Here is an 18,986-nt window from a genome sequence, read left to right as displayed (position 1 = left end):
GGGCCGTCGGTTACGGCAGGCCGTGCACGTGCGGGCCCACCGCGTTCGACCAGGCGTTGCCCGACTTGGCGTCCCAGTTGGTCGACCAGGCCATCGCCCCGCGCAGCCCCGGGTAGGTCTTGGCGGGCTTGAAGGAGCCGCAGTTGGTGCCGGCGGTCAGGCAGTCCAGGGCCGCGTTGACGACCGACGGCGGGACGTAGCCGCTGCCCGCGCCGCTGGTGGAGGCGGGCACGCCCAGGCCGACCTGCGACGGGTCGAGGCCGCCCTCCAACTGGATGCAGGCGAGCGCGGTGAGGAAGTCCACCGAGCCCTGCGAGTAGACCTTGCCGTCGCAGCCCAGCATCGAACCGCTGTTGTAGTACTGCGTGTTGACGACGGTCAGGATGTCCTTGACGTTGAGCGCCGTCTTGAAGTACTCGCCCGAGGTGGACTGCATGTCGATGGTCTGCGGGGCCATCGTGATGACGAGGCCGGGGCCGACCTTCTGCGACAGCGAGCGCAGCGCCTTCGACATGTACGTGGAGTTGAGGCCGTTCTCCAGGTCGATGTCGACGCCGTTGAAGCCGTACTCCTGGATGAGCGAGTGGACCGAGTCGGCGAAGTTGGCCGCGGAGGCGTCGCTGTTGACCGAGATGGTCCCCTTCTCGCCGCCGACCGAGATGATGACGTTCTTCCCGGCCGCCTGCTTCGCCTTGATGTCGGCCTTGAACTGGTCGACGGTGTAGCCGTTCAGCCCGGCGGTGTCCAGGTTGAAGGTGACGGCGCCCGGCGTGCTGGTGGCGTCGGCGAAGGAGACCGCGATGATGTCGTAGTTCGCGGGCACGTCGCTGAGCTTCTGCACCGTCGCGCCGTTGTTGAAGTTCTGCCAGTAACCGGTCACCGCGTGCTTGGGCACCGAGGTGCCGGGGCCGGGCTCGCCGCCGCCCTCCTTGGCGGTGCGGGCGCCGACCGCGGCGGACTTGGCGGACTCGCCGGCCGCGTTGGTGGCGGTCACCGTGAACTGGTACGCGGTGTCGGCGGCCAGTCCCGTGACCGTCGCCGAGGTCCCGGTGGTCGTGGTCGCCTTCGCGCCGTCCCGGTAGACGGTGTAGCCGGTCGCACCGGGCACCGCGTTCCAGGACAGGGACACGGAGGAGGACGTGGTCGTGCCGGCGGCGAGACCGGCGGGCGCGGCGGGGATCCCGGGCTCGGGGTCGGTGCCGCCACCGCCGTCGGGGCCGCTGACGGACACGTCGTCCACCAGATAGGCGGCCTGGCCGTACCAGCCGTGCGTGTAGACGTTGACCGAGGTGGTGTTCGGGCCGGTCCGGAAGCTGGTGGTCAGTTGGGTCCAGTTGCCGGAGCCGGGGGACCAGGTGGACACGTCGGTGGTTCCGGTGCCGCTCGCGCCGAGGTACGCGTAACCGCCCTGCACCCAGGAGCTGAGCGTGTACGTCGAGTCGGGCTTCACGGCCACGGCCTGGGTGCACTGGGCGGTGCCCTGGCCGGACGGGGTGGCCTTGAGCGCGGCGGTGCCGCCGTGCACCGGGGAGGAGACGGTGGTGGCGGTGCCGCCGGTGCAGGACCAGTTGGCGAGGCCGGACTCGAAGCCCGCGTTCTTGGCGACGTTGATGTCGGCGGCCTCGGCACTGCCCACCAGACCCGTGGCGGTCAGCGCACCGGCCGCGAGGACGGCCGCGGCGGCGCCGACGAGCGGGCGGTTGTAACGCCTGCGGATTCTGCGGCCGTTGACGGGGGAAGGTTCCACTTGCTGCCTCCGTGGGGAGTCGGGGATGCCTGCCGGGGTACCTGGGGGCGAGCCGGCGGGGGACCGGCGGTACTTCGGGACGTCCGGGGGGCGACGGGCAGATGAAGGGGATACGGAGTCGATGAACGGTGGCCACCGCTGGCCGACAAAACTGGTCCAGACCAATCGAGTTGTCAAGACCTCTGGCAATGGGAGGTGCGGTGAGCGTGCTCGTCCGGTCGTTCGCCCGGCTGTTCCGGAAGGGGTCCACCGGGTGCTCGCGAATACCCCCGCAGGTGTCTTGCGGCGGTCCGCGAATACCCCCGGAGGTGTCCCGCAGGGGCCCGCTCCAGCCTGTGGATTGACGTTTTGTTGCACCCCCGTAACCTCGTGCGGGTGAAGCGCCGGGAGAGTCCGGACAGTGACGAACCACCCCTCGGCGGAGGGGGCGCGAAAGCTTCCGCGACCGCCTTGACCTGCGGCGATGAATTCCTGAGCCGGGTAACCGGAAGGTGTACCGGTAACCCTCCGCAGTTGTACAGAAGTTGACGGTTTTCGATTTGATCCGATTTAGCACCGCGGCGTTACAGGGGCGTCTCGCACACGTTGTCGGACTGGGCTCCGAAAAGTGTTCTCTGCCAGGTAGGACGTGGATAAAGTGCTGAGGCAGAACCGCGGAGCAGGAGCGATTGCGACCGACGTCATGACCGGCGTCGGTCGGAGCCGAAACGGGGAACAGCGTGCCGACCGCAATAGCAGTGACCAGTGCTGACCTGGTACTACCTCCGACCGATCAGCAGACGCCGACAGCCGCCCTGCTGCAGGCTCCGGACGCCCAGGCCCTGGAGATGGCCATCGGTGACATGCACGTGCTGCTCGAACAGCACGGCTATGTCGTCGCCGTCTATCCGACCGGCATCTCGGCCGCCCACGAGCGTCGGCTCTACTCCGTCCGCGCGGTTCTGGAGAGCGACCGCATCGCCCTGGTGAAGGTGGACCTGCCGCCGCTGGGCGTGGCCGTGCTCGTACGGCAGTTGCGCCAGTTGTCCATCTGCGACTTCAGCCCGGGAGTGGTCGCCTCCGCCGCCCGGCTGCTGGCGCACTACATCCACGCGGGCGCCCTGCTGCACTCGGTCGCCAAGTTCGACCGGGTCCCGGTCGACCTCAGGACGCACGCCAAGTCCTGGGTGCCCGGCTCCCAGTTCGCCGTGGTCGCGGCGCCCGAGCCGCAGCTCGTCAAGGTCGGTCCCAAGACGGATCCTCCGACCGGACCCGAATTCGCCACTCATCTGATGACCGCCAAGGGGCAGTCGCAGTCCGAGTGGGTGAAGGAGACTCTCGCGCCCGCGTGGAAGGTCCAGTCCGTCCACGAGGCCGCACTCCCGTCCGCTTCCCCGGCCTGGTGGGGAACCGGAAAACTGGTGGAATTCGCCGCTTATCTGCCAGACCTCTCCGTCCTGTACCAGCTGGTGGCCTCCGTACGCCGAGAGAACTGCCACTGGTGCGGAATGGAACTCATCGGTGATCGCTGCGGGTTCTGCTCCTCCCCGCTGTCCGCGGCCGAGAACCGAATGCACCCAGCCGGTGTCCTCAGCCATGAAGCGCTCGCACCACCGCAGTCCTAGCGCTTCCGCTTTCCTCCGTAGACGCCCTTCCGTCCGCTGCCCCAAGCATCCGAATCGAACGAGGTTGTCCGGCCCATGAACTCCCGTCAGCGCCGCGGCGTGATACTCCTGCTTTTGTCGGTTCTGTGCGCCTTCGGCGCCTTCGCCGGCGTGCTCTCGGTCATCAGCGACGTCAACTCCAAGGTGGGGCCGGAGATCTCGGCCTACCAGCTGAAGTCCGACGTGGCCCCCTACACCGCCCTGTCCGCCGGACAGTTCGAGAAGATCTCGATGCCCAAGCGCTGGCTGTCCACCAACGCGGTGACGGACCTCTCCGAGGTCAACGGCAAGATCGCCGTCACCCAGCTGCGCAAGGGATCGCTGCTCCAGTCCGACATGATGCAGCGCCGCCCCGAGCTGCAGCCCGGTGAGCAGGAGATCGCCATCATGATCGACGCCGCGACCGGTGTCGCGGGCAAGATCACCCCCGGCGCCACCGTCAACATCTACGCCACCTTCGCCGGTGAGCGCGACGGCGACCCCTCCCAGTCGAAGGTCATCGTCTCCAACGCCAAGGTGCTGGACGTCGGCAAGCTGACCGCCCTGGAGCCCCGCACCGACGGCAAGTCCAACATGGGCACCGAGGCCGTCCCGATCACCTTCGCGCTCAACACGCTCGACACCCAGCGCATCGCCTACGCCGAGTCCTTCGCGGAGCACGTACGCCTCGCGCTCCTGGCCTCCGGCAGCGACAGCACCATCCGTCCGGGCGACCGCACCTACACGCTCGACAAGGACAAGTGAGGATCGAATGACCACGAGGATCCTCCCGGCCGTCGGTGACGTCGACGCGGCCAGATCCGTCACCACCCTGCTCAGCCAGCTCCCCGAAGCGGAGCCGGCCGCCCCGGTCAGTGATTCGACCCAGCTCATCGACACCCTCGCCCGGCTCGCCGGTGAATCGCTCGAAGATCTGCCCGAGGTCGTACTGGTCCATGAGCGCATCGGGCCGGTGCCGGCACTGGAACTGATCCGGGAGGTCTCCCTCCGCTTCCCCGCCATCGGGGTCGTGCTGATCACCGCCGATGTCACCCCCGGTCTGTTCTCGTCCGCGATGGAGTCGGGCGCACGAGGCATCGTCACCCTCCCTCTTAGCTACGAAGAACTGGCCAACAGGGTTCAATCCGCGGCCCAGTGGTCCGTCGGCGTCCGCCGCCACCTGTCCACCGGCAACGACGTCTTCACCGGACCCGGCGGTACGGTCGTCACCGTCAGCGGCGCCAAGGGCGGCGTGGGCGCCACCGTCACCGCCGTGCAGCTGGCCCTGGCGGCCCAGGCGTCCGGGCGCACCGTCGCCCTGGTCGACATGGACCTCCAGGCCGGTGACATCGGCTCGTACCTCGACGTGCAGTTCCGGCGCTCCATCGTCGACCTGTCGTCGATCACCGACATCTCGCCGCGCGTCCTGGCCGACGCCGTGTTCAGCCACGACACCGGCCTGTCGCTGCTGCTCGCCCCCAGCGAGGGTGAGAGCGCCGAGGAGGTCACCGACCGCTCGGCCCGGCAGATCGTCAGCGCCCTGCGCTCGCGCAACGAGGTCGTGGTGATCGACTGCGGCAGCCAGTTGAACGGCGCCAACGCGGCGGCCATCGAGATGGCGGACACCTCGCTGCTGGTCACCACGCCCGACGTGATCGCGGTGCGCGGCGCCAAGCGGGTCGTACGGATGTGGGACCGGCTCCAGATCCGCAAGGCGGAGGAGACGGTCACCCTCGTCAACCGCTTCATCCGCAACACCGAGATCCAGCCGCAGCTGATCGAGAAGATCACCGGAACCAGGACGGCCGACACGGCCGTTCCCGCGAACTTCAAGGAGCTCCAGAGCGTCGTCGACGCAGGCCGGCTGCACGAACTCGATTCCAAGAGCACGGTCAAACAGGCCCTCTGGGCCCTTGCGGGAGAGCTGGGCATCGTCAAGGTTCCTGAGAAGGCGGAAAAGAACGGCGCGAAGAACGGCGCGAAGTTCAAGAACGACCGGGGCTCGATCGGGCGCCGGCGTGACAGCGATTCCCGGAACCGGACGACGACCTAGGGGGCAAGTTGACCAATGGCAATCACCGAGACGAGAGACACGGAGACCCGGGGAAGGCACCACGGTGACCCTTCCCCGGCGCGGGGTCCGGAACGAAATACCGCGCGGGGCTTGATGCGGGGCCGCATGCATGGCGGCCTGTCCGGCCGCGGGCGCGACCGGGGGCAGACCGCGATCGAGTTCCTGGGCGTCACACCGCTGATCATCCTGCTGATGATCGCGCTCTGGCAGTGCGCGCTGATCGGCTACACGTTCTCCCTGGCGGGGAACTCCGCGGACCAGGCGGCACACGCGGGAGGCATCGCGCAGAGCATGCGCGGGCAGGCGTGCCGGGACGCGGCCGAGGAAGACCTGCCGAAGGTCTGGCGGGAGTCGATGAAGCGGACCAGGTGCAGTTCCTCGTCCGGGCTGTACAAGGCCACCGTGCAGCTGCGGGTGCCGGTCCTGGTGCCCGGCGTACTCAACTGGCCGATGACCGTCGAGGGCAACGCCGCGTCGCCGCTGGAGGCCAAGCGATGAGCATGCGCGCACGCACAACGGACCGGAAGGGCACAGTCTCCCGCAAGGAGCGTGGCCAGGTCGCCATCGAGTACATGGGCTTCATCCCGCTTCTGCTCCTGGTGGGGCTCTTCGCGATCCAGGTGGGAGTCGCCGCCTACGCCGCCAACCAGGCGGGTACCGGCGCCCGTGCGGCGGCGCGAACCGCCTCCCAGGACATGAGCTGGGGAGATGCCGAGGGGGCGGGCCGCGAGGCGATGAGCGACTGGCTCGGCAGCCACAAGAACGCGAAGTTCCGCCGCAACGGCGGATCCGACGAAGTGACGTACACCACCCGCGTGAGGATCCCCTCCGTCGTGCCCGGCATCGACGACTGGGGCTGGGCCGAGCGCAGTTCCACCATGCCGAAAGGCTGACCGGCGCCCGCACCGCACGGCCGGGGCACCGCAGTTTTTCTGAACGAGGAGTTATGCAATGAGTCTGCGGGCACGCATGACCGCCCCCGAGAAGAACGGCGGGGCGCGGGAGGACAGCCACATGGTGGCCACCTACCGCGCCAAGCTGCTCGAAGAGATCGACCTGGCCGAGATGTCCTCGCTCGCCGCCGCAGACCGGCGAGCGAGGCTGGAGCGCGTACTCAGCCACATCATCAGCCGCGAGGGACCGGTTCTCTCGACGGTCGAGCGCACTCAGCTGATCCGCCGGGTCGTCGACGAGGCGCTCGGTCTCGGCATCCTGGAACCGCTCCTCGAAGACGCGTCCATCACCGAAATCATGGTGAACGGGCCGGACCAGATCTTCGTGGAGCGCAGCGGCAAGGTCGAACAGCTGCCCATGCGCTTCAGCTCGCATGAGCAGCTGATGCAGACCATCGAGCGCATCGTGTCGACGGTCAACCGGCGTGTGGACGAGTCGAACCCCATGGTCGACGCGCGTCTACCCAGTGGTGAGCGTGTCAACGTGATCATCCCGCCGCTGTCGCTGACCGGCGCGACGCTCACCATCCGACGGTTCCCGAGGGCCTTCACGCTCCAGGAAATGATCAATGTCGGCTCGCTCGACGAGCAGATGCTGATCCTGCTGTCCGGACTCGTCCAGGCCAAGCTGAACGTCATCGTCTCCGGGGCCACCGGTACCGGGAAGACGACGCTCCTCAACGCGCTCTCCGGGCTCATCCCCAACAGCGAGCGCATCGTCACCATCGAGGACTCCGCCGAACTCCAGCTCCAGCAGAGCCACGTCATCCGGCTGGAGTCCCGGCCGGCGAACGTCGAGGGCAAGGGCCAGATCACCATCCGTGACCTGGTCCGCAACTCCCTGCGTATGCGTCCCGACCGCATCGTCGTCGGTGAGGTCCGTGGCGGCGAGTCGCTCGACATGCTCCAGGCGATGTCGACCGGTCACGACGGCTCGCTCGCCACGGTCCACGCCAACAACGCCGAGGACGCGCTGATGCGTCTGCAGACCCTGGCGTCGATGTCCGAGATCGAGATCCCCTTCGAGGCGCTGCACGACCAGATCAACAGCGCCGTCGACGTGATCGTCCAGCTCACCCGGCACGCCGACGGTTCCCGGAAGATCACCGAGATCGCCGTCCTCGACTCGCACGGGCGCGACCCCTACCGCATCGTGACCGTCGCGAAGTTCAATGCCCGGCCGATGGACGCCGAAGGACGCATCAACGGCGAGTTCTCGTACCTTCCGATTCCGCGCAAGATCGCCGAGCGTCTCTACATGGCCAGCCAGCCCATCCCGCAGGCCTTCGGGGTCGCCGAATCCGCCGAACAGCTCGCCACCCGAGAGGCCAACTAGGTAACGCGCCATGACGAATCTTCCCCTTCTCACCATCGGCGTGACGCTGCTCGCCGGCGTCACGGGCGTGATGGGCCTGCACGCCTACTCCGGTGGCAAGGCCGACCGGGACGCCCTGGTGGACCGGCTCTCGCACACCGGCCACATCCCGGAGACCGGCCGTCGCCGCCGGTTCCGGGCGCTGGACAGCCGGTTGCGGAAGACCGGCCTGGGCCGGAAGCTCGAACTGAAGCTGGCCGCCACCGGCCTCGACATCACGCCGGGCGAGTTCTTCGTCTACGCGACCGTCGCCCTGGCCGGACTCTGGATGATCGCCTCGTCCATGCTCGCCAGCTTCTTCGGCCCGGTCGCCGCCCTCATCGGCCTCTGGGGCACCAACGCCTTCCTGAACTGGCAGCGGACCAAGCGCACCGAGCACTTTATCAACCAGCTCCCCGAACTCGCCCGCATCCTCGCCAACGCCACCCAGGCCGGCCTGGCGCTGCGCACGTCGATCGGCATGGCGGCGGACGAGATGGAGGACCCGGCGGGCGAGGAACTGGCACGGGTTTCCCGCCGTCTCGCCGTCGGTGAATCCCTCGAGGACGCGATGAGCGAGCTGACCGACCGGCTGCCCTCCCGCGAACTCGTCGTCCTCGTCACCACCCTCGTCCTGTCCAACCGGGCCGGCGGTACGGTCGTCAGCTCGCTGCGCAACCTCACCGAGACCCTGGAGGAGCGCAAGGAGACCCGCCGAGAGGTCAAGACGCAGCTCTCCCAGGTGACGGTCACGGCCTATGCCGTTCCCGCTTTCGGCCTGGGCGCCATGCTCCTGATGAACGCGGTCATGCCCGGCGCCCTCGACCGCATGACCGGGGCGTTCTTCGGTCAGGTCGCGGTGATCGTCTCCCTTGCCCTGTACGCGATCGGATTCATCGTGATCCGCCGCCTCTCCAAGATCGACGTCTGAAGGGCGGCGCGCACATGGATCTGTTGTTGGCAGGTGTCGTAGGTCTCGCGGTCTTCGGCGCCATCGCGGGCATACGCATGTACCGCCGTGACGCGAAACTTCCCGGCGACCTCGCGATCGCGCTGGAGGTCGGCTCCACCCGCACCAGCGCGGTGGGCTCCGGCATCGACCGCCTCGGCATGCGCTGGGCCCCCGCGGTCCTGCGGATGATGGGCCCCAAGGCCGTGAACAAGAAGCGCCGTCAGATCGACATGGCGGGCAACCCGGGCGGTCTGACCATCGACCGCTACGCCGCCCGCCGCGCCGTCTACGGCGCGCTCGGCGCGCTCGGCGCCTTCAGCATGATCATCCGTGGGCAGATCTTCCTCTCGCTGGTACTGATCGCCTTCGGACTGTTCTGGGTCGAGGTCGGCATCTGGTCCGCGGTCCGCATCCGGCGTGACCACATCGACCGGACCCTCCCCGACTTCCTCGACGTCCTCGCCGTCGTCGTGTCGGCCGGCCTCGGTTTCCGGCAGGCGCTGGCCCGGGTCGCCGACAAGTACGAGGGCCCCTGGGCCGACGAACTGCGCATCACCCTGCGCCAGATGGACATGGGAGTCAGCCGCCGCGAGGCGTTCGAGCAGCTGCGCAAGCGCAACGACTCGGAGCAGGTCGCGATGTTCGTGACCACGCTCCAGCAGGGCGAGGAGCTCGGTGCGCCGATCGTCGAGACGCTGATCCAGATCGCCAACGACATGCGGCGCACGGACGCCCAGAACGCCCGCCGGAAGGCGGCCAGGGCCGTCCCCAAGGCGACCTTCGCCGTCACCACGTTCCTGCTGCCCGGCACGCTGGTGATGCTGACGGTCGGCTTCGTCTACGGGGTCAACGTCGACTTCAGCACCCTCATGGGCGGATGACGTGAACGGGGCGGACGGTGGGCAGAACAGGCGGAGGGAGGTGACGGGCCCGTGGCGTTCCAGATCGGCAGCTTCCAGAACGCGCTGAACGCAGAGGTGCGCCAGGCGATCGCCGATCCCGGCTCACGGCCGGCGTTCGCGATCCAGCTGAACGCCCTCCAGGCGATGTGCCGCCAGGTCTTCGGCTTCCGGCTCGCCATGATCGCCATAGCCACCCCGTTCGCGATCGGCCACACCGCGTCGGGCCTGGCCTCATGGCTGATCGGCTCGGCCATCCTCGTCACGTTCATGGGCTCGTACGTCCTGTTCCGTGACTGGGAGCGCTTCGGCCCGGTCCTGCTGCGCTACCCCTGGCTGCTCGGCATAGACGCCTTCTTCGGCGCCCTGCTGCTGGTCACCGCCTCGCTGGAGTCCACCCTCGCCTACGTCACCGTGTGCACCCCCCTGCTGGCCGGGCTGGTCTACGGCTGGCGGGGCGCGGCGGTCTTCGCGGCACTCCAGACCGCGATCGTCATCGGCGTGTACAACACCGACCCGAACATGGAACCCGCCAATGCGACGGTGTTCCTCCTGCCGGGCTTCTGTGTGATCGCCGGGGCGGTCGGCGTCACCCTGCGCAACCTCCTGCTCCGCTTCGGTACCGCCAGCCAGGCTCTCACCGAGACGAAGGCGCGGCTCGCCGTCAGCGAGGCGGTGGAGGGCGAGCGCGCGCGCCTCGCCCGGGAGATGCACGACTCGGTGGCCAAGACCCTGCACGGCCTGGCGCTGGCGGCCGACGGCCTGGCGGCATCCTCCGACCGGATGGACCCGCTCACCGTCAGGCACCAGGCCGAACTGGTCGCCCGCGCCGCCCGCCGCGCCGCCGCCGAGTCCCGCGAACTGCTCTCCGACCTGCGCCGCGAGTCCGGCCTCGACGGCGGAGTGGACGTCGTACGCGAACTCAAGGCCCGTGCCGAGGACTTCACCCGACGGCACGAACTCACCGCCACCTTCCGGCTCCTCAACGACGCACCGATACCGCACGTCCCCCAGGTCGTCGCCCGCCAGCTGCTCACCATCGCCTCCGAGGCGATGGAGAACGCCCACCGTCACGCACACCCCACCTACCTCGTCGTGCTCGCAGGCGTGAAGGGCGATGTCCTGCGCGTCAGCGTGTACGACGACGGGCGCGGTCTGCCGCCGGGCACGACGCTCGACGACCTCCGGCACGCCGGGCACTTCGGCCTGGTCGGCATGGTCGAACGCGCCGCGTCCATCGGCGCCCGCATCCGGATCGGAAAGGGACAGGCGGCCAAGGGCACCGAGGTGCGCCTGGAACTCCCGATCGCCGCTCTGCTCGCCGCCCCCGGCGCGGAGCAACCCGAATGAACCGTCCGTACTCCACCCTCACCCCCCATAGACCCTTGAGAGGAGGTCGCAGATGCCGGACGACGTCTCCCGCGCGTCGGGCCAGGACTGGGCCGCGCAGAACCACGCGTCCCAGCACACGTCCTCGCACGTCACCCCGCTCACCTCGGAGACCGGCTCTTCCGCGTTCCCCGTCCATGAACCCGTCTCCCAGCAGCCCGCGGCATCCGAGTCCCTGCCCCCCTTCCCGGCGGCGCTGAGCCGACCGGTGGCCGGTGCCCTGCGGGTCGTCGTCGCCGACGACAACCCCGTGGTCCGGGCCGGCCTCGGCGTCCTGCTCTCCGGCCGCGAGGACATCGAAGTCGTCGCAGAGGCCACGGACGGTCGCCAGGCCTACGACATGGCCGTCCAGCACCGCCCGGACGTCGTCCTGCTCGACGTCCGGATGCCCGGTGTCGACGGCATCTCCGCGCTGCCCCACCTCGTGCGGGTGGCACCCGTGATGATGCTGACCTACAGCCGCGAGAACGAGATCGTCCACGAGGCGTTGCGCCTGGGCGCCTGCGGCTATCTGGTCCACGGCGAGTTCACGGCCGACCAGCTGGTGCAGGCCGTGCGCGACACGAAGGACGGCCGCGCCCACTTCACCGCCACCGCGGCCAACGCCCTCCTCGCCCACATGCGCCAAGGCCCGGGACCGCAGTCGCGCCCGCTTCCCGAGGGGCTCGGAACGGCACTGACCACAGGCGTTCCCTACCAGGGGGCCCGCTACGACGACCACGCCCCGAGTTCCGTTCAGCAACACGGTGCGCCTGCACACGCACCCAAGCCGGAACCGGCTCCACCTGCGCCGCGACCTGTTCGAACACCGCAAGGTCTTTCGCATCTGCAACCGGTTGTGGCACAGTCTTCCATGACCGGGGAACCGGGGGCAGCGCTCAACAGGCAGCAGTACGGGTTGAGTTCACGGGAGGTGGAGGTCATGGAGCTGATCGCGTCCGGCATGAGCAATCAGCAGATCGCCGCCACCTGCTTCATCAGCGAGAAGACGGTCAAGAACCACATCAATCGCATCTTCACCAAGTTGCACAGTGCGAGCCGCAGCGAGGCCATCGCCCGCTGGCTCGGCACGGCCCCCTCTGCGGGCAGCGGAGTTCGTGAGGCCGGTGGGCGCCGTGGCTGAGCGGGACAGTGCGAACAGGAGTGTGGCGGGGTGTGGGCCCTGGCGCCGTGCGTCGGGCTCGCAGACCCAACTGACGCTTTGGGCCCGGGAATGGGCCCTGGGACCCTCCGGCGAGCGGGGCACGCCGCCGTATGTTTCTCATGTCGCCAGCGGCACCGGCCAGGAGGAAGCCGGTACCGCGGGCGACACCCAGGAAACGTGCGAGTCGGCCGACTACCGGTCGGCCGAACCCGGAGGGGAACACCATGTCGGACATCACCCTGAAGACCGCCGTTCGCATCAACGGCTGGGCCAACACCGCCGTCAGCGCCGTCAAGAAGCGCTACGAGGCCAAGGACCGCGGCCAGACGGCGTTCGAGTACCTGGGCATCATCCTGGTGGTCGTGGCGATCATCGGTGCGATCGCGGCCTCCGGGATCGGCAGCTCGATCTCCAGCAAGATCTCCGACCTGGTGTCGCAGATCAAGGCCGGCTAATGATCGCGAAGCTTCGCGGCGAGGCAGGGCAGGCTTTCCCCATCTATGTAGTGATGGTGGCGGGCCTGCTCTTCCTCGCGTTTGCCTTCTTTACCGTCGGCAAGGCCGCGGCCTTGCGCAATGGGGGCCAGGGGGCGGCGGACGCCGCCGCACTGGCTGCCGCTCAGAAGTCCCGTGAGCAGTTCGAGGGCCCGTTCCTCGCTTCGCTTCCCACGAGCATGCTGGACGCGTTCCTGCGGGGGCACGCGGTTACGGGGTGCCCCGCAGCTCATTCACTGGCTGCGGAGAACGACGCAAAGGTCACCAGCTGCGTCGCCATGCCCGGCGGCGAGCGCGACAAGATCAGGGTCGACATCAAGACCCTCAAGCCTGTCGGTGCGTCGGTGGTTCCCGGGATGAAGAAGAAGTTCGCGAACGGACATGCCACTGCCGTCATCGAGTGGCGCTGCCCCAGCTGGAAGTCCGTGGACTACACCGATGACGGCATCCAGGACGTGTACTTCTTCTCGTGCCGGGGAGGCGAAATGCTCACGATCAGCACGGAGAGCCCCCCGCCCTGGTCTCAGGTGAGCAAGATTCTCTTTGACGTGCACCTGGTCGACAGCTGATAGCGAACGACGAGTAAAGGAATCAGAAGCGATGAGCATTCGGCGCTCCATCAAGTCCCGAAGGGTGGTGGCTGCCGTCTCGATGGCGGCGGCACTGACCCTGGCCGTCACCGGCTGCGGTGCCGATGACGGCGGAGGGGCGAAGGACCCCGGCTCGCCGTCCTCTCCTGCAACCCCGGAATCCCCCGAGGGGGACAAGGGGAAGAAGCAGGAGGACACCGCGGCCGGGGAGAACGTGGACCCGAATGTGAAGCTCGCCGAGGCCAGGGGCGACAAGGGCATGCTGCTGGTCATCAACCAGGTGAAGCGGGATTCCGGCGGTTTCGTCACGGTTCAGGGAGAGTTGAAGAACCAGGGCCAGACCGCCGTCAACCCGTCCGCCTGGGCCGGAAGCGAAGTCGCCATCGTCAGCAAGAACCTGAACTCCGTCGGTGGCGCGACGCTCGTGGACAAGGCAGGGAAGAAGCGTTACTACATCCTCCGGGACACCGATGGCCGTTGCCTGTGCACGGCCGGGATGTCCGCTGTCCAGCCGGGCGCGTCGGTACCTGTGTTCATGCAGTTCCCGGCGCCGCCCAGCACGACGACGGAGGTCGACTTCAACCTGCCGACGTTCGCCACCACGTCGCTGAAGATCTCCGGGTGACGAGTGCCATGACAAACACCTGCATGCGGCGTAGGCCGATCCAACGGGCAGGCGTGGCCATCGCGGCGGCCGTGCTGATGGCCGGTACGTCCGTCATGGGCGCCTCGGCGGCTCTGGCCGATGACGGGCCGAGTGTGCCGCCGGGTACCGAGGCGACATCGGTGCCGCCGGTGAAGCTCGACCCGAACGACCCCGACCTGAAGATGGCCGAGGGCGGCACGCTCGCCCCCGCCAAGGTTCTCGACATCGTCCAGGTGATCGAGGACGAGGGCGGTGAGGAGCGTCGCGAGGACACCAACGCGAACGTCAAGTTCGCGCTCCAGTCCGAGGTCCTCTTCGGCAAGGACAGCGCCAAGCTGAGCCCCGCGGCCAACTCCCGCATCGCGGCCATCGCGGCCGAGATCAAGAAGCAGAACGCCACCAAGGTGCGCGTCTTCGGCTTCACCGACAACCTCGGTTCGTCGGCCCACGGCGACGTGCTGTCCAAGCAGCGCGCCAACGCGGTGCACGGGGTGCTGGCCAAGGAACTGGGGTCGGGCATCAGTTTCGAGATCCGTGGTTACGGCGAGCAGTACCCGATCGCCGACAACAGCACGGAAGAAGGCCGGAAGAAGAACCGGCGCGTGGAGGTCTCCTTCCCGCGCGGCACGTCTTCCTGAGGAACCGCGCCACCAGCAGGGGCCCGGCACCGCGAGCGCATCGCGGTGCCGGGCCCCTGTCGTGGTCCGCCTACGTCCCCCTACAGCAGGTGGTCGGCCTTGCCGGCCTTGATGTCGCGGATCATCTGCTGGAGCGCTTCGCGGCTGTCGGTGAGGTAACGATCCTCCGCGCCGTCGATGGCGATGTAGCTGTTGCCCCGCTCATCAGTTCCTATCCGGTAGCAGGAGTTTCCTTCGCCGCAGAACGCGTCTTCCCAGTTGACGTCCGGCATCTGTCATCTCCTCAGAGTTGGCGTGCGATGTTGTGGATGAAGTCCCGCGACTTGTCCGGTGGCAGCGCAATATTCTCCATCCACTCCAAGTGGGCTCGGTATTTGGCAAGTTGGGCTTCGGAATGAACGAACAGAGGACCGTGGGAGTTGTCGATCTGCACGGTGTCGAGTTGGGAAACCGGCCCCTCCGCGTACAGAACGGTCTGCCCGGCGCCGGGGAAGGCGCCTGCTTCGAAGGGGATGACCAGCAGCGTGATGTTCGTCTGCTCGGACTTCTCCAGCAGGTGGTCGAGCTGGGCGCGTGCCACGGTTCGGCCACCGAACTGCATACGGAGCGCGGCTTCGTGAACGATGCCCGTGTACGAGGGCGGGGTGCTCCCGTCCAGGACCTCCTGGCGTTCCACGCGATGGGCCAGGCGGAGTGCGATCTCCCGTTCCGGCAGCTGGGGGATCACCACGCGGAAGAGGGCCAAGGCGTGGTCCGAGGTCTGGAGGAGGCCGGGAATGTGCATGGAGTACGCGGCTCGCATGCGCACGGCGTACGTTTCCAGCTCGGCAATGTCGAGCAGCCCCTGAGGCAGGAGGCCCTTGTACCTCTCCCACCAGCCGCGTCCGCCCGGCTGGGCCATCTCGACCAGCGCGTCGACGTATGTCTCGTCGGTGCAGGCGCAGTTGCAGGCCAGTGTGCGCAGACGGTCCGAGCTGATGGGGCGCGTACCGGCCTCGATGTTCGAGATCTTGCCCCGGTCCAGGCCGAGCAGGCGAGCTGCGAATTCGGCGGACACGTCAGCTGACGTGCGCATTTTCCGCAGTTCGGCGCCGAGTCGCTTCTGACGTTCGGTAGGGGACGTCCTTGCTGCCATGCCGTTCCTTTCCGCGTGCGGTAACCGGCAGTCTGCCGCCTGTGTGCACCCAGCTGTCACGAAAGGGTTCTTTTCTCTGGCAATGAGGGTAAATTTGCCCTCTCTGAGCTACGTTAAGTGGCGCACCGCTCACACGATGTCGACGAGTCGGAAGTGCCTCGCGCGGTCCTGCTCGCAGCCTCCTGCCCCGGGATGGGTGGTTTCGCGTCAAGGAGACAGGCCACTGCTCGTCCGCGACACAACAACGTGAGCCACTCGTGCGCGCCCACGCGAAGAGACAACGTCAACTCGCCACCCGTACCAGGGGAGTCAGTCATGCGCTCGGTTTCGACCACCTCGCTCTGTCCGGCCGTCGCAGGGGGAGGTGCGCCGGTTCTGTACCCTCGGGCCGCTCCACGGCCGCACCTCCGCTCCCGCCCACGCCCGGAGGAAGGAACCTCCCGGCGCGGGTTCGGGATGAGTTTCACGCTGCCGGGTGATGCCCGCAGTCCCTTCATCGGGCGTACGGCGGTTGCCGCCGCGCTGGAGGTGCATGGGCTTGCGCGGTACGTCTGGCCCGCGACGCACGTCGTGGACGAGTTGGTTGCCGTCAGCGTCCGGAACAGCCCGGGAAAGGAGCTCTACGTGTCCCTGCGCCACCGGGACGACGCGGTCCGGATTCTGGTCTGGGACCAGCATCCGCGGCACGATCGGCCCGATGTCGCCGCGCTCTGCGAGACGCGGCGGCGCCGGGCGCTCTGGCTGCTGGCGGCCGTCGTGGACGACTGGGGCGGGGAGTGGGGCTCCGGCGAGGCGAAGCCGCCGTGGGGCGGCACCAAGTCATGGGTGCAGCTGCCCCGTTGAGAAGTGCGAGGGGCGGGTGGGAATGGGCGGGCAGCCGCTCATCGGTTGGTGGCAGGGGGCGTCGGTGTGCGGTGACGCCTTCAGCGCGGCCTTCCGCGTCACCGAGGCATCAGCTGCCAAGGTAGGTGGTGCATGCAAGAGTGTGGCTCGGACGGCCGTAGCGAGCCGCTCCTTCCTGGGGCCGCCGCTCAGCGCGGCCCACGCCCGGTGGATCGGCGGGAAGTCCGTCGTCAGCTGTCTGCTGCCCGAGCAGTTCGACGGCCCGGCCACGGGCGTCACCGTCACCGCGTCGTCCCACAACTCCTTCCCCGAGGACGTACGCCGACGGGTCACCGAGAACTACTGGGCCGGCTACGGCTTCGCGGCGACAGGCCCGCACGGTCACCGGCCTTGCCGCGGCCGTTCGGTCCCGTCGGTGCCCGCGCCGTACAGCGCGGCGATGTCCTGGGACCTCGGCCACCGACTGTAGGCGGGGGACTGCGGCCACCCTTCGGGCGAGTCCTGCCATTCCTCCTGCCGCCCGTACGGCAGGAGGTCGATGAGCGCGAAGGTGTGCGTGAGCTGCTCGACACCCCGGCCGCTGGTGTGCCAGGTGCGGTGGACGGTGTCCCCGTCGCGCAGGAACACGTTCACCGCGAACTCTCCCCCGGGCGGCGCGCCGACATCGGTCCCGAAGGAGCTGTCGGCGGTCGAGTACCAGGTCATCCGGTTTCCGACCCGTCGCTTGTACGCGAGCGCCTCGTCGATCGGCCCCTGGGTGACGACGACGAAACGTGCGTCGTAGCCGTTCAGGAACTCCAGACGGGTGAACTGCGCGGTGAAGCCCGTGCAACCCGGGCACTGCCACTCCTTGCCGGGAAACCACATGTGGTTGTAGACGATCAGCTGCCGCTTGCCGTCGAAGACGTCCACCAGCCGGACCGGTCCGTCCTCGCCTTCGAGGGTGTAGTCGGGCATCTCCACCATCGGTAGGCGACGGCGCTCGGCGGCGATGGCGTCCAGCTCCCGTGTCGCGGCTTTCTCCCTGGCACGCAGCGTCCGGAGCCGGCGCTCCCAGGTGGCGGCGTCGACGACGGGCGGCAGTGGGTGGGTGGTCATGGTCCCCTCGCAGAGTTCGGGTGCGGCTGTCACTGACACAGGGATAGACCGGGCCGGGGCCCGGAACTCATCGCTCACCCATCCGGGCCGGTCACGCCGAGGCGGTGACCGACTCCGTCGGCTGGGCGGCGAGGGAGGCGGTCCTGGGCAGCGCGAGTGCGTGGCCGAAGCCCCCCGCCGGGTGCCGGTGGAGGTGAGGGCGTTGGCTCGGTGGGCCGTGTCGGGGTGGCTGTCGGGTGCATCAGGGAGGGGGTTGCGCCCCGTTCCGTCACCTTTCAAACTTCAACCACTGGTTCCGGGATTCTGAGGAGACATCATGCGGATGAGGGCTCTACGTACCACCGTCGGCGTGGCCGCAGCCGCGGCCGTGCTCATCACGGCGAATCCGGCCGCAGCGGCATCCGAACCGGACGAGACGGGCCTGACCTTCTACACTGTCGACGCCGACCAGCTCACACCGGTTGCGAACTTCCCCGACCCTGACGGCGAGTGCACCGCGTTCCCCTCGACCGCGACCCTCCTCGTCGGGTGGAGCGATGTCACCCAGGTCATCGCGTACAAAAGCGCGGACTGTACTGGAGGGGCGTGGGGCCTGGGCACGTTGCGGGGCTTCGAGGCGGGTGAATACCTGAGTTTCGTGGCCTACTGAGCGCGTCGGCCCCCCGGACCGGCTGTCCGGGGCGGCCGTGCGGCAGGCCCTGCCTCGTTCCGTCCGGCCGCGGTGTCAGCGGACGACGTCGAAGACGTTCTTCTGCAGGCCGTTGGAGTACGCCTCGTGCTCGACGAGCTTCAGCTTCTGGGTGTCCTTGTCCGTGCTGCTGAACAGCCGCTTGCCCGCGCCGAGCAGCAGCGGGAAGACGAGCAGGTGGTAGCGGTCGATCAGGCCGGCGTCCGAAAGGCTCTGGTTGAGGGTGGCACTGCCGTGGACGATGATCGGGCCGCCCTCGGTCTCCTTCAGCGCGGCGATGTCGTCGAGCGAGCGCAGGATCGTGATCTCGCCCCAGTTGGAGACCAGGTCGGCCTCGGTGAGGGTGGTGGAGACGACGTACTTCGGCATCGGCTTGTAGTCGGCGAATTCCACCATGTCCGGCCAGACCGGGCTGAACGCCTGGTAGCTGACCCGGCCCAGCAGCACCGCGGTGGCTTCCTGCTGCTCACGGCCCTTGATGTCGAATGCCTCCGGGACGAACTCCATGTTCTTGAAGGTCCACCCCGAGTTCCGGTATCCGGGCTCTCCGCCGGGGGCCTCCACGACGCCGTCGAGCGAGACGAAAGCGGTGCTGATCAGGGTGCGCATCTTGAGGTCTCCCCATGTCATGTGGCGTGCTCGTACCAGGTCCGGTCGGGGCACGCTTCGAGCGGTTTCGCGGCTGCGGTGCACCAACCATCGCCCATACGACTGCGGAGC

The 18,986-nt window shown here is 68.2% G+C and carries 22 protein-coding genes; 17 read left to right on the top strand and 5 right to left on the bottom strand.

All coding sequences use genetic code 11. From position 1 onward, the window contains the following. Positions 1-10 precede the first annotated feature (10 nt). On the bottom strand, positions 11-1,747 hold the full coding sequence (locus ACWCXX_RS12595) for a chitinase (RefSeq protein WP_451126322.1): 1,737 nt from the start codon (positions 1,745-1,747) through the stop codon (positions 11-13). A 737-nt stretch (positions 1,748-2,484) separates the two neighbouring features. Between ACWCXX_RS12595 and ACWCXX_RS12590 the strand changes: the two genes are divergently transcribed. The 14 genes from ACWCXX_RS12590 to ACWCXX_RS12525 all read left to right on the top strand — a co-directional run bounded on the left by ACWCXX_RS12590 (position 2,485) and on the right by ACWCXX_RS12525 (position 14,502). Continuing rightward, positions 2,485-3,351: a hypothetical protein gene (locus ACWCXX_RS12590; protein ID WP_451126321.1), complete on the top strand. Its 867-nt coding sequence runs from the start codon at positions 2,485-2,487 to the stop codon at positions 3,349-3,351. Between the two features lie 75 nt (positions 3,352-3,426). After that, the gene (cpaB, locus tag ACWCXX_RS12585; protein ID WP_451126320.1) at positions 3,427-4,134 is read left to right on the top strand and encodes a Flp pilus assembly protein CpaB; all 708 of its coding nucleotides are present in this window, start codon (positions 3,427-3,429) and stop codon (positions 4,132-4,134) included. Between the two features lie 7 nt (positions 4,135-4,141). Beyond that, positions 4,142-5,422: an AAA family ATPase gene (locus ACWCXX_RS12580; RefSeq protein ID WP_451126319.1), complete on the top strand. Its 1,281-nt coding sequence runs from the start codon at positions 4,142-4,144 to the stop codon at positions 5,420-5,422. 126 nt (positions 5,423-5,548) lie between these two features. Next, positions 5,549-5,941, top strand: coding sequence for a TadE family protein (locus tag ACWCXX_RS12575; RefSeq protein ID WP_451126318.1), 393 nt, complete (start codon positions 5,549-5,551; stop codon positions 5,939-5,941). Beyond that, complete coding sequence (locus ACWCXX_RS12570) at positions 5,938-6,336, top strand: TadE family protein (RefSeq protein ID WP_451126317.1); 399 nt, start codon at positions 5,938-5,940, stop codon at positions 6,334-6,336. Before ACWCXX_RS12575 ends, ACWCXX_RS12570 begins: the two co-directional genes overlap by 4 nt. A gap of 58 nt (positions 6,337-6,394) precedes the next feature. Next, entirely contained in the window at positions 6,395-7,732 is a 1,338-nt protein-coding gene (locus ACWCXX_RS12565) for a CpaF family protein (RefSeq protein ID WP_451126316.1), read from the top strand. A gap of 10 nt (positions 7,733-7,742) precedes the next feature. Continuing rightward, positions 7,743-8,681, top strand: a complete 939-nt coding sequence (locus ACWCXX_RS12560; protein ID WP_451126315.1) for a type II secretion system F family protein — start codon at positions 7,743-7,745, stop codon at positions 8,679-8,681. A gap of 14 nt (positions 8,682-8,695) precedes the next feature. Further along, a complete protein-coding gene (locus ACWCXX_RS12555; RefSeq protein ID WP_451126314.1) occupies positions 8,696-9,583 on the top strand; it encodes a DUF5936 domain-containing protein in 888 nt (295 codons plus the stop codon). Between the two features lie 51 nt (positions 9,584-9,634). Continuing rightward, positions 9,635-10,951: a sensor histidine kinase gene (locus ACWCXX_RS12550; RefSeq protein WP_451126313.1), complete on the top strand. Its 1,317-nt coding sequence runs from the start codon at positions 9,635-9,637 to the stop codon at positions 10,949-10,951. Positions 10,952-11,003: 52 nt separating this feature from the next. Then, positions 11,004-12,113, top strand: a complete 1,110-nt coding sequence (locus ACWCXX_RS12545) for a response regulator (RefSeq protein ID WP_451126312.1) — start codon at positions 11,004-11,006, stop codon at positions 12,111-12,113. A gap of 245 nt (positions 12,114-12,358) precedes the next feature. Then, positions 12,359-12,589: a hypothetical protein gene (locus ACWCXX_RS12540; protein ID WP_451126311.1), complete on the top strand. Its 231-nt coding sequence runs from the start codon at positions 12,359-12,361 to the stop codon at positions 12,587-12,589. Continuing rightward, positions 12,589-13,197, top strand: a complete 609-nt coding sequence (locus ACWCXX_RS12535; RefSeq protein ID WP_451126310.1) for a pilus assembly protein TadG-related protein — start codon at positions 12,589-12,591, stop codon at positions 13,195-13,197. The genes ACWCXX_RS12540 and ACWCXX_RS12535 overlap by 1 nt, the downstream gene beginning before the upstream one ends. Positions 13,198-13,228: 31 nt before the next feature. Beyond that, positions 13,229-13,843 (top strand): hypothetical protein, encoded by a 615-nt coding sequence (locus ACWCXX_RS12530; protein ID WP_451126309.1) that lies wholly within the window; start codon positions 13,229-13,231, stop codon positions 13,841-13,843. A gap of 23 nt (positions 13,844-13,866) precedes the next feature. Further along, the gene (locus ACWCXX_RS12525) at positions 13,867-14,502 is read left to right on the top strand and encodes an OmpA family protein (protein ID WP_451126308.1); all 636 of its coding nucleotides are present in this window, start codon (positions 13,867-13,869) and stop codon (positions 14,500-14,502) included. A gap of 80 nt (positions 14,503-14,582) precedes the next feature. Here ACWCXX_RS12525 and ACWCXX_RS12520 read toward each other — a convergent pair whose 3' ends face one another. Together ACWCXX_RS12520 and ACWCXX_RS12515 are read right to left on the bottom strand one after the other, a co-directional pair. Continuing rightward, positions 14,583-14,774 carry a hypothetical protein gene (locus ACWCXX_RS12520; protein ID WP_451126307.1) on the bottom strand — a complete coding sequence of 64 codons (192 nt, stop codon included), beginning with the start codon at positions 14,772-14,774 and terminating at the stop codon, positions 14,583-14,585. A gap of 11 nt (positions 14,775-14,785) precedes the next feature. Beyond that, entirely contained in the window at positions 14,786-15,637 is an 852-nt protein-coding gene (locus ACWCXX_RS12515; protein WP_451126306.1) for a helix-turn-helix domain-containing protein, read from the bottom strand. Between the two features lie 456 nt (positions 15,638-16,093). Here ACWCXX_RS12515 and ACWCXX_RS12510 point away from each other — a divergent pair, with 456 nt between their 5' ends. Together ACWCXX_RS12510 and ACWCXX_RS12505 are read left to right on the top strand one after the other, a co-directional pair. Next, positions 16,094-16,480, top strand: a complete 387-nt coding sequence (locus tag ACWCXX_RS12510) for an ATP-binding protein (protein WP_451126305.1) — start codon at positions 16,094-16,096, stop codon at positions 16,478-16,480. 142 nt (positions 16,481-16,622) lie between these two features. Beyond that, complete coding sequence (locus ACWCXX_RS12505) at positions 16,623-16,949, top strand: hypothetical protein (protein WP_451126304.1); 327 nt, start codon at positions 16,623-16,625, stop codon at positions 16,947-16,949. Here the strand turns inward: ACWCXX_RS12505 and ACWCXX_RS12500 are convergent. Further along, the gene (locus ACWCXX_RS12500; RefSeq protein WP_451126303.1) at positions 16,862-17,578 is read right to left on the bottom strand and encodes a DUF899 domain-containing protein; all 717 of its coding nucleotides are present in this window, start codon (positions 17,576-17,578) and stop codon (positions 16,862-16,864) included. The two genes, ACWCXX_RS12505 and ACWCXX_RS12500, sit on opposite strands and share 88 nt — an antisense overlap. A gap of 349 nt (positions 17,579-17,927) precedes the next feature. Between ACWCXX_RS12500 and ACWCXX_RS12495 the strand changes: the two genes are divergently transcribed. After that, positions 17,928-18,227, top strand: a complete 300-nt coding sequence (locus tag ACWCXX_RS12495) for a hypothetical protein (protein ID WP_451126302.1) — start codon at positions 17,928-17,930, stop codon at positions 18,225-18,227. A 75-nt stretch (positions 18,228-18,302) separates the two neighbouring features. Here ACWCXX_RS12495 and ACWCXX_RS12490 read toward each other — a convergent pair whose 3' ends face one another. Then, positions 18,303-18,875, bottom strand: coding sequence for a dihydrofolate reductase family protein (locus ACWCXX_RS12490; protein WP_451126457.1), 573 nt, complete (start codon positions 18,873-18,875; stop codon positions 18,303-18,305). Between the last annotated feature and the right edge of the window lie 111 nt (positions 18,876-18,986).

Source organism: Streptomyces sp. NPDC001732, assembly GCF_053596315.1.
This window is presented reverse-complemented; position numbering and strand designations above follow the sequence as displayed.

Bases quoted from the DNA above. Each gene is read 5' to 3' on its own strand.
- ACWCXX_RS12565 (WP_451126316.1), top strand. From the start codon at position 6,395: ATGAGTCTGCGGGCACGCATGACCGCCCCCGAGAAGAACGGCGGGGCG.
- ACWCXX_RS12525 (WP_451126308.1), top strand. From the start codon at position 13,867: ATGCGGCGTAGGCCGATCCAACGGGCAGGCGTGGCCATCGCGGCGGCC.
- ACWCXX_RS12500 (WP_451126303.1), bottom strand. From the start codon at position 17,578: ATGACCACCCACCCACTGCCGCCCGTCGTCGACGCCGCCACCTGGGAG.
- ACWCXX_RS12515 (WP_451126306.1), bottom strand. From the start codon at position 15,637: ATGGCAGCAAGGACGTCCCCTACCGAACGTCAGAAGCGACTCGGCGCC.
- ACWCXX_RS12535 (WP_451126310.1), top strand. From the start codon at position 12,589: ATGATCGCGAAGCTTCGCGGCGAGGCAGGGCAGGCTTTCCCCATCTAT.
- ACWCXX_RS12540 (WP_451126311.1), top strand. From the start codon at position 12,359: ATGTCGGACATCACCCTGAAGACCGCCGTTCGCATCAACGGCTGGGCC.
- ACWCXX_RS12530 (WP_451126309.1), top strand. From the start codon at position 13,229: ATGAGCATTCGGCGCTCCATCAAGTCCCGAAGGGTGGTGGCTGCCGTC.
- ACWCXX_RS12570 (WP_451126317.1), top strand. From the start codon at position 5,938: ATGAGCATGCGCGCACGCACAACGGACCGGAAGGGCACAGTCTCCCGC.
- ACWCXX_RS12580 (WP_451126319.1), top strand. From the start codon at position 4,142: ATGACCACGAGGATCCTCCCGGCCGTCGGTGACGTCGACGCGGCCAGA.
- cpaB (WP_451126320.1), top strand. From the start codon at position 3,427: ATGAACTCCCGTCAGCGCCGCGGCGTGATACTCCTGCTTTTGTCGGTT.
- ACWCXX_RS12555 (WP_451126314.1), top strand. From the start codon at position 8,696: ATGGATCTGTTGTTGGCAGGTGTCGTAGGTCTCGCGGTCTTCGGCGCC.
- ACWCXX_RS12545 (WP_451126312.1), top strand. From the start codon at position 11,004: ATGCCGGACGACGTCTCCCGCGCGTCGGGCCAGGACTGGGCCGCGCAG.
- ACWCXX_RS12520 (WP_451126307.1), bottom strand. From the start codon at position 14,774: ATGCCGGACGTCAACTGGGAAGACGCGTTCTGCGGCGAAGGAAACTCC.
- ACWCXX_RS12510 (WP_451126305.1), top strand. From the start codon at position 16,094: ATGAGTTTCACGCTGCCGGGTGATGCCCGCAGTCCCTTCATCGGGCGT.
- ACWCXX_RS12490 (WP_451126457.1), bottom strand. From the start codon at position 18,875: ATGCGCACCCTGATCAGCACCGCTTTCGTCTCGCTCGACGGCGTCGTG.
- ACWCXX_RS12575 (WP_451126318.1), top strand. From the start codon at position 5,549: ATGCATGGCGGCCTGTCCGGCCGCGGGCGCGACCGGGGGCAGACCGCG.
- ACWCXX_RS12560 (WP_451126315.1), top strand. From the start codon at position 7,743: ATGACGAATCTTCCCCTTCTCACCATCGGCGTGACGCTGCTCGCCGGC.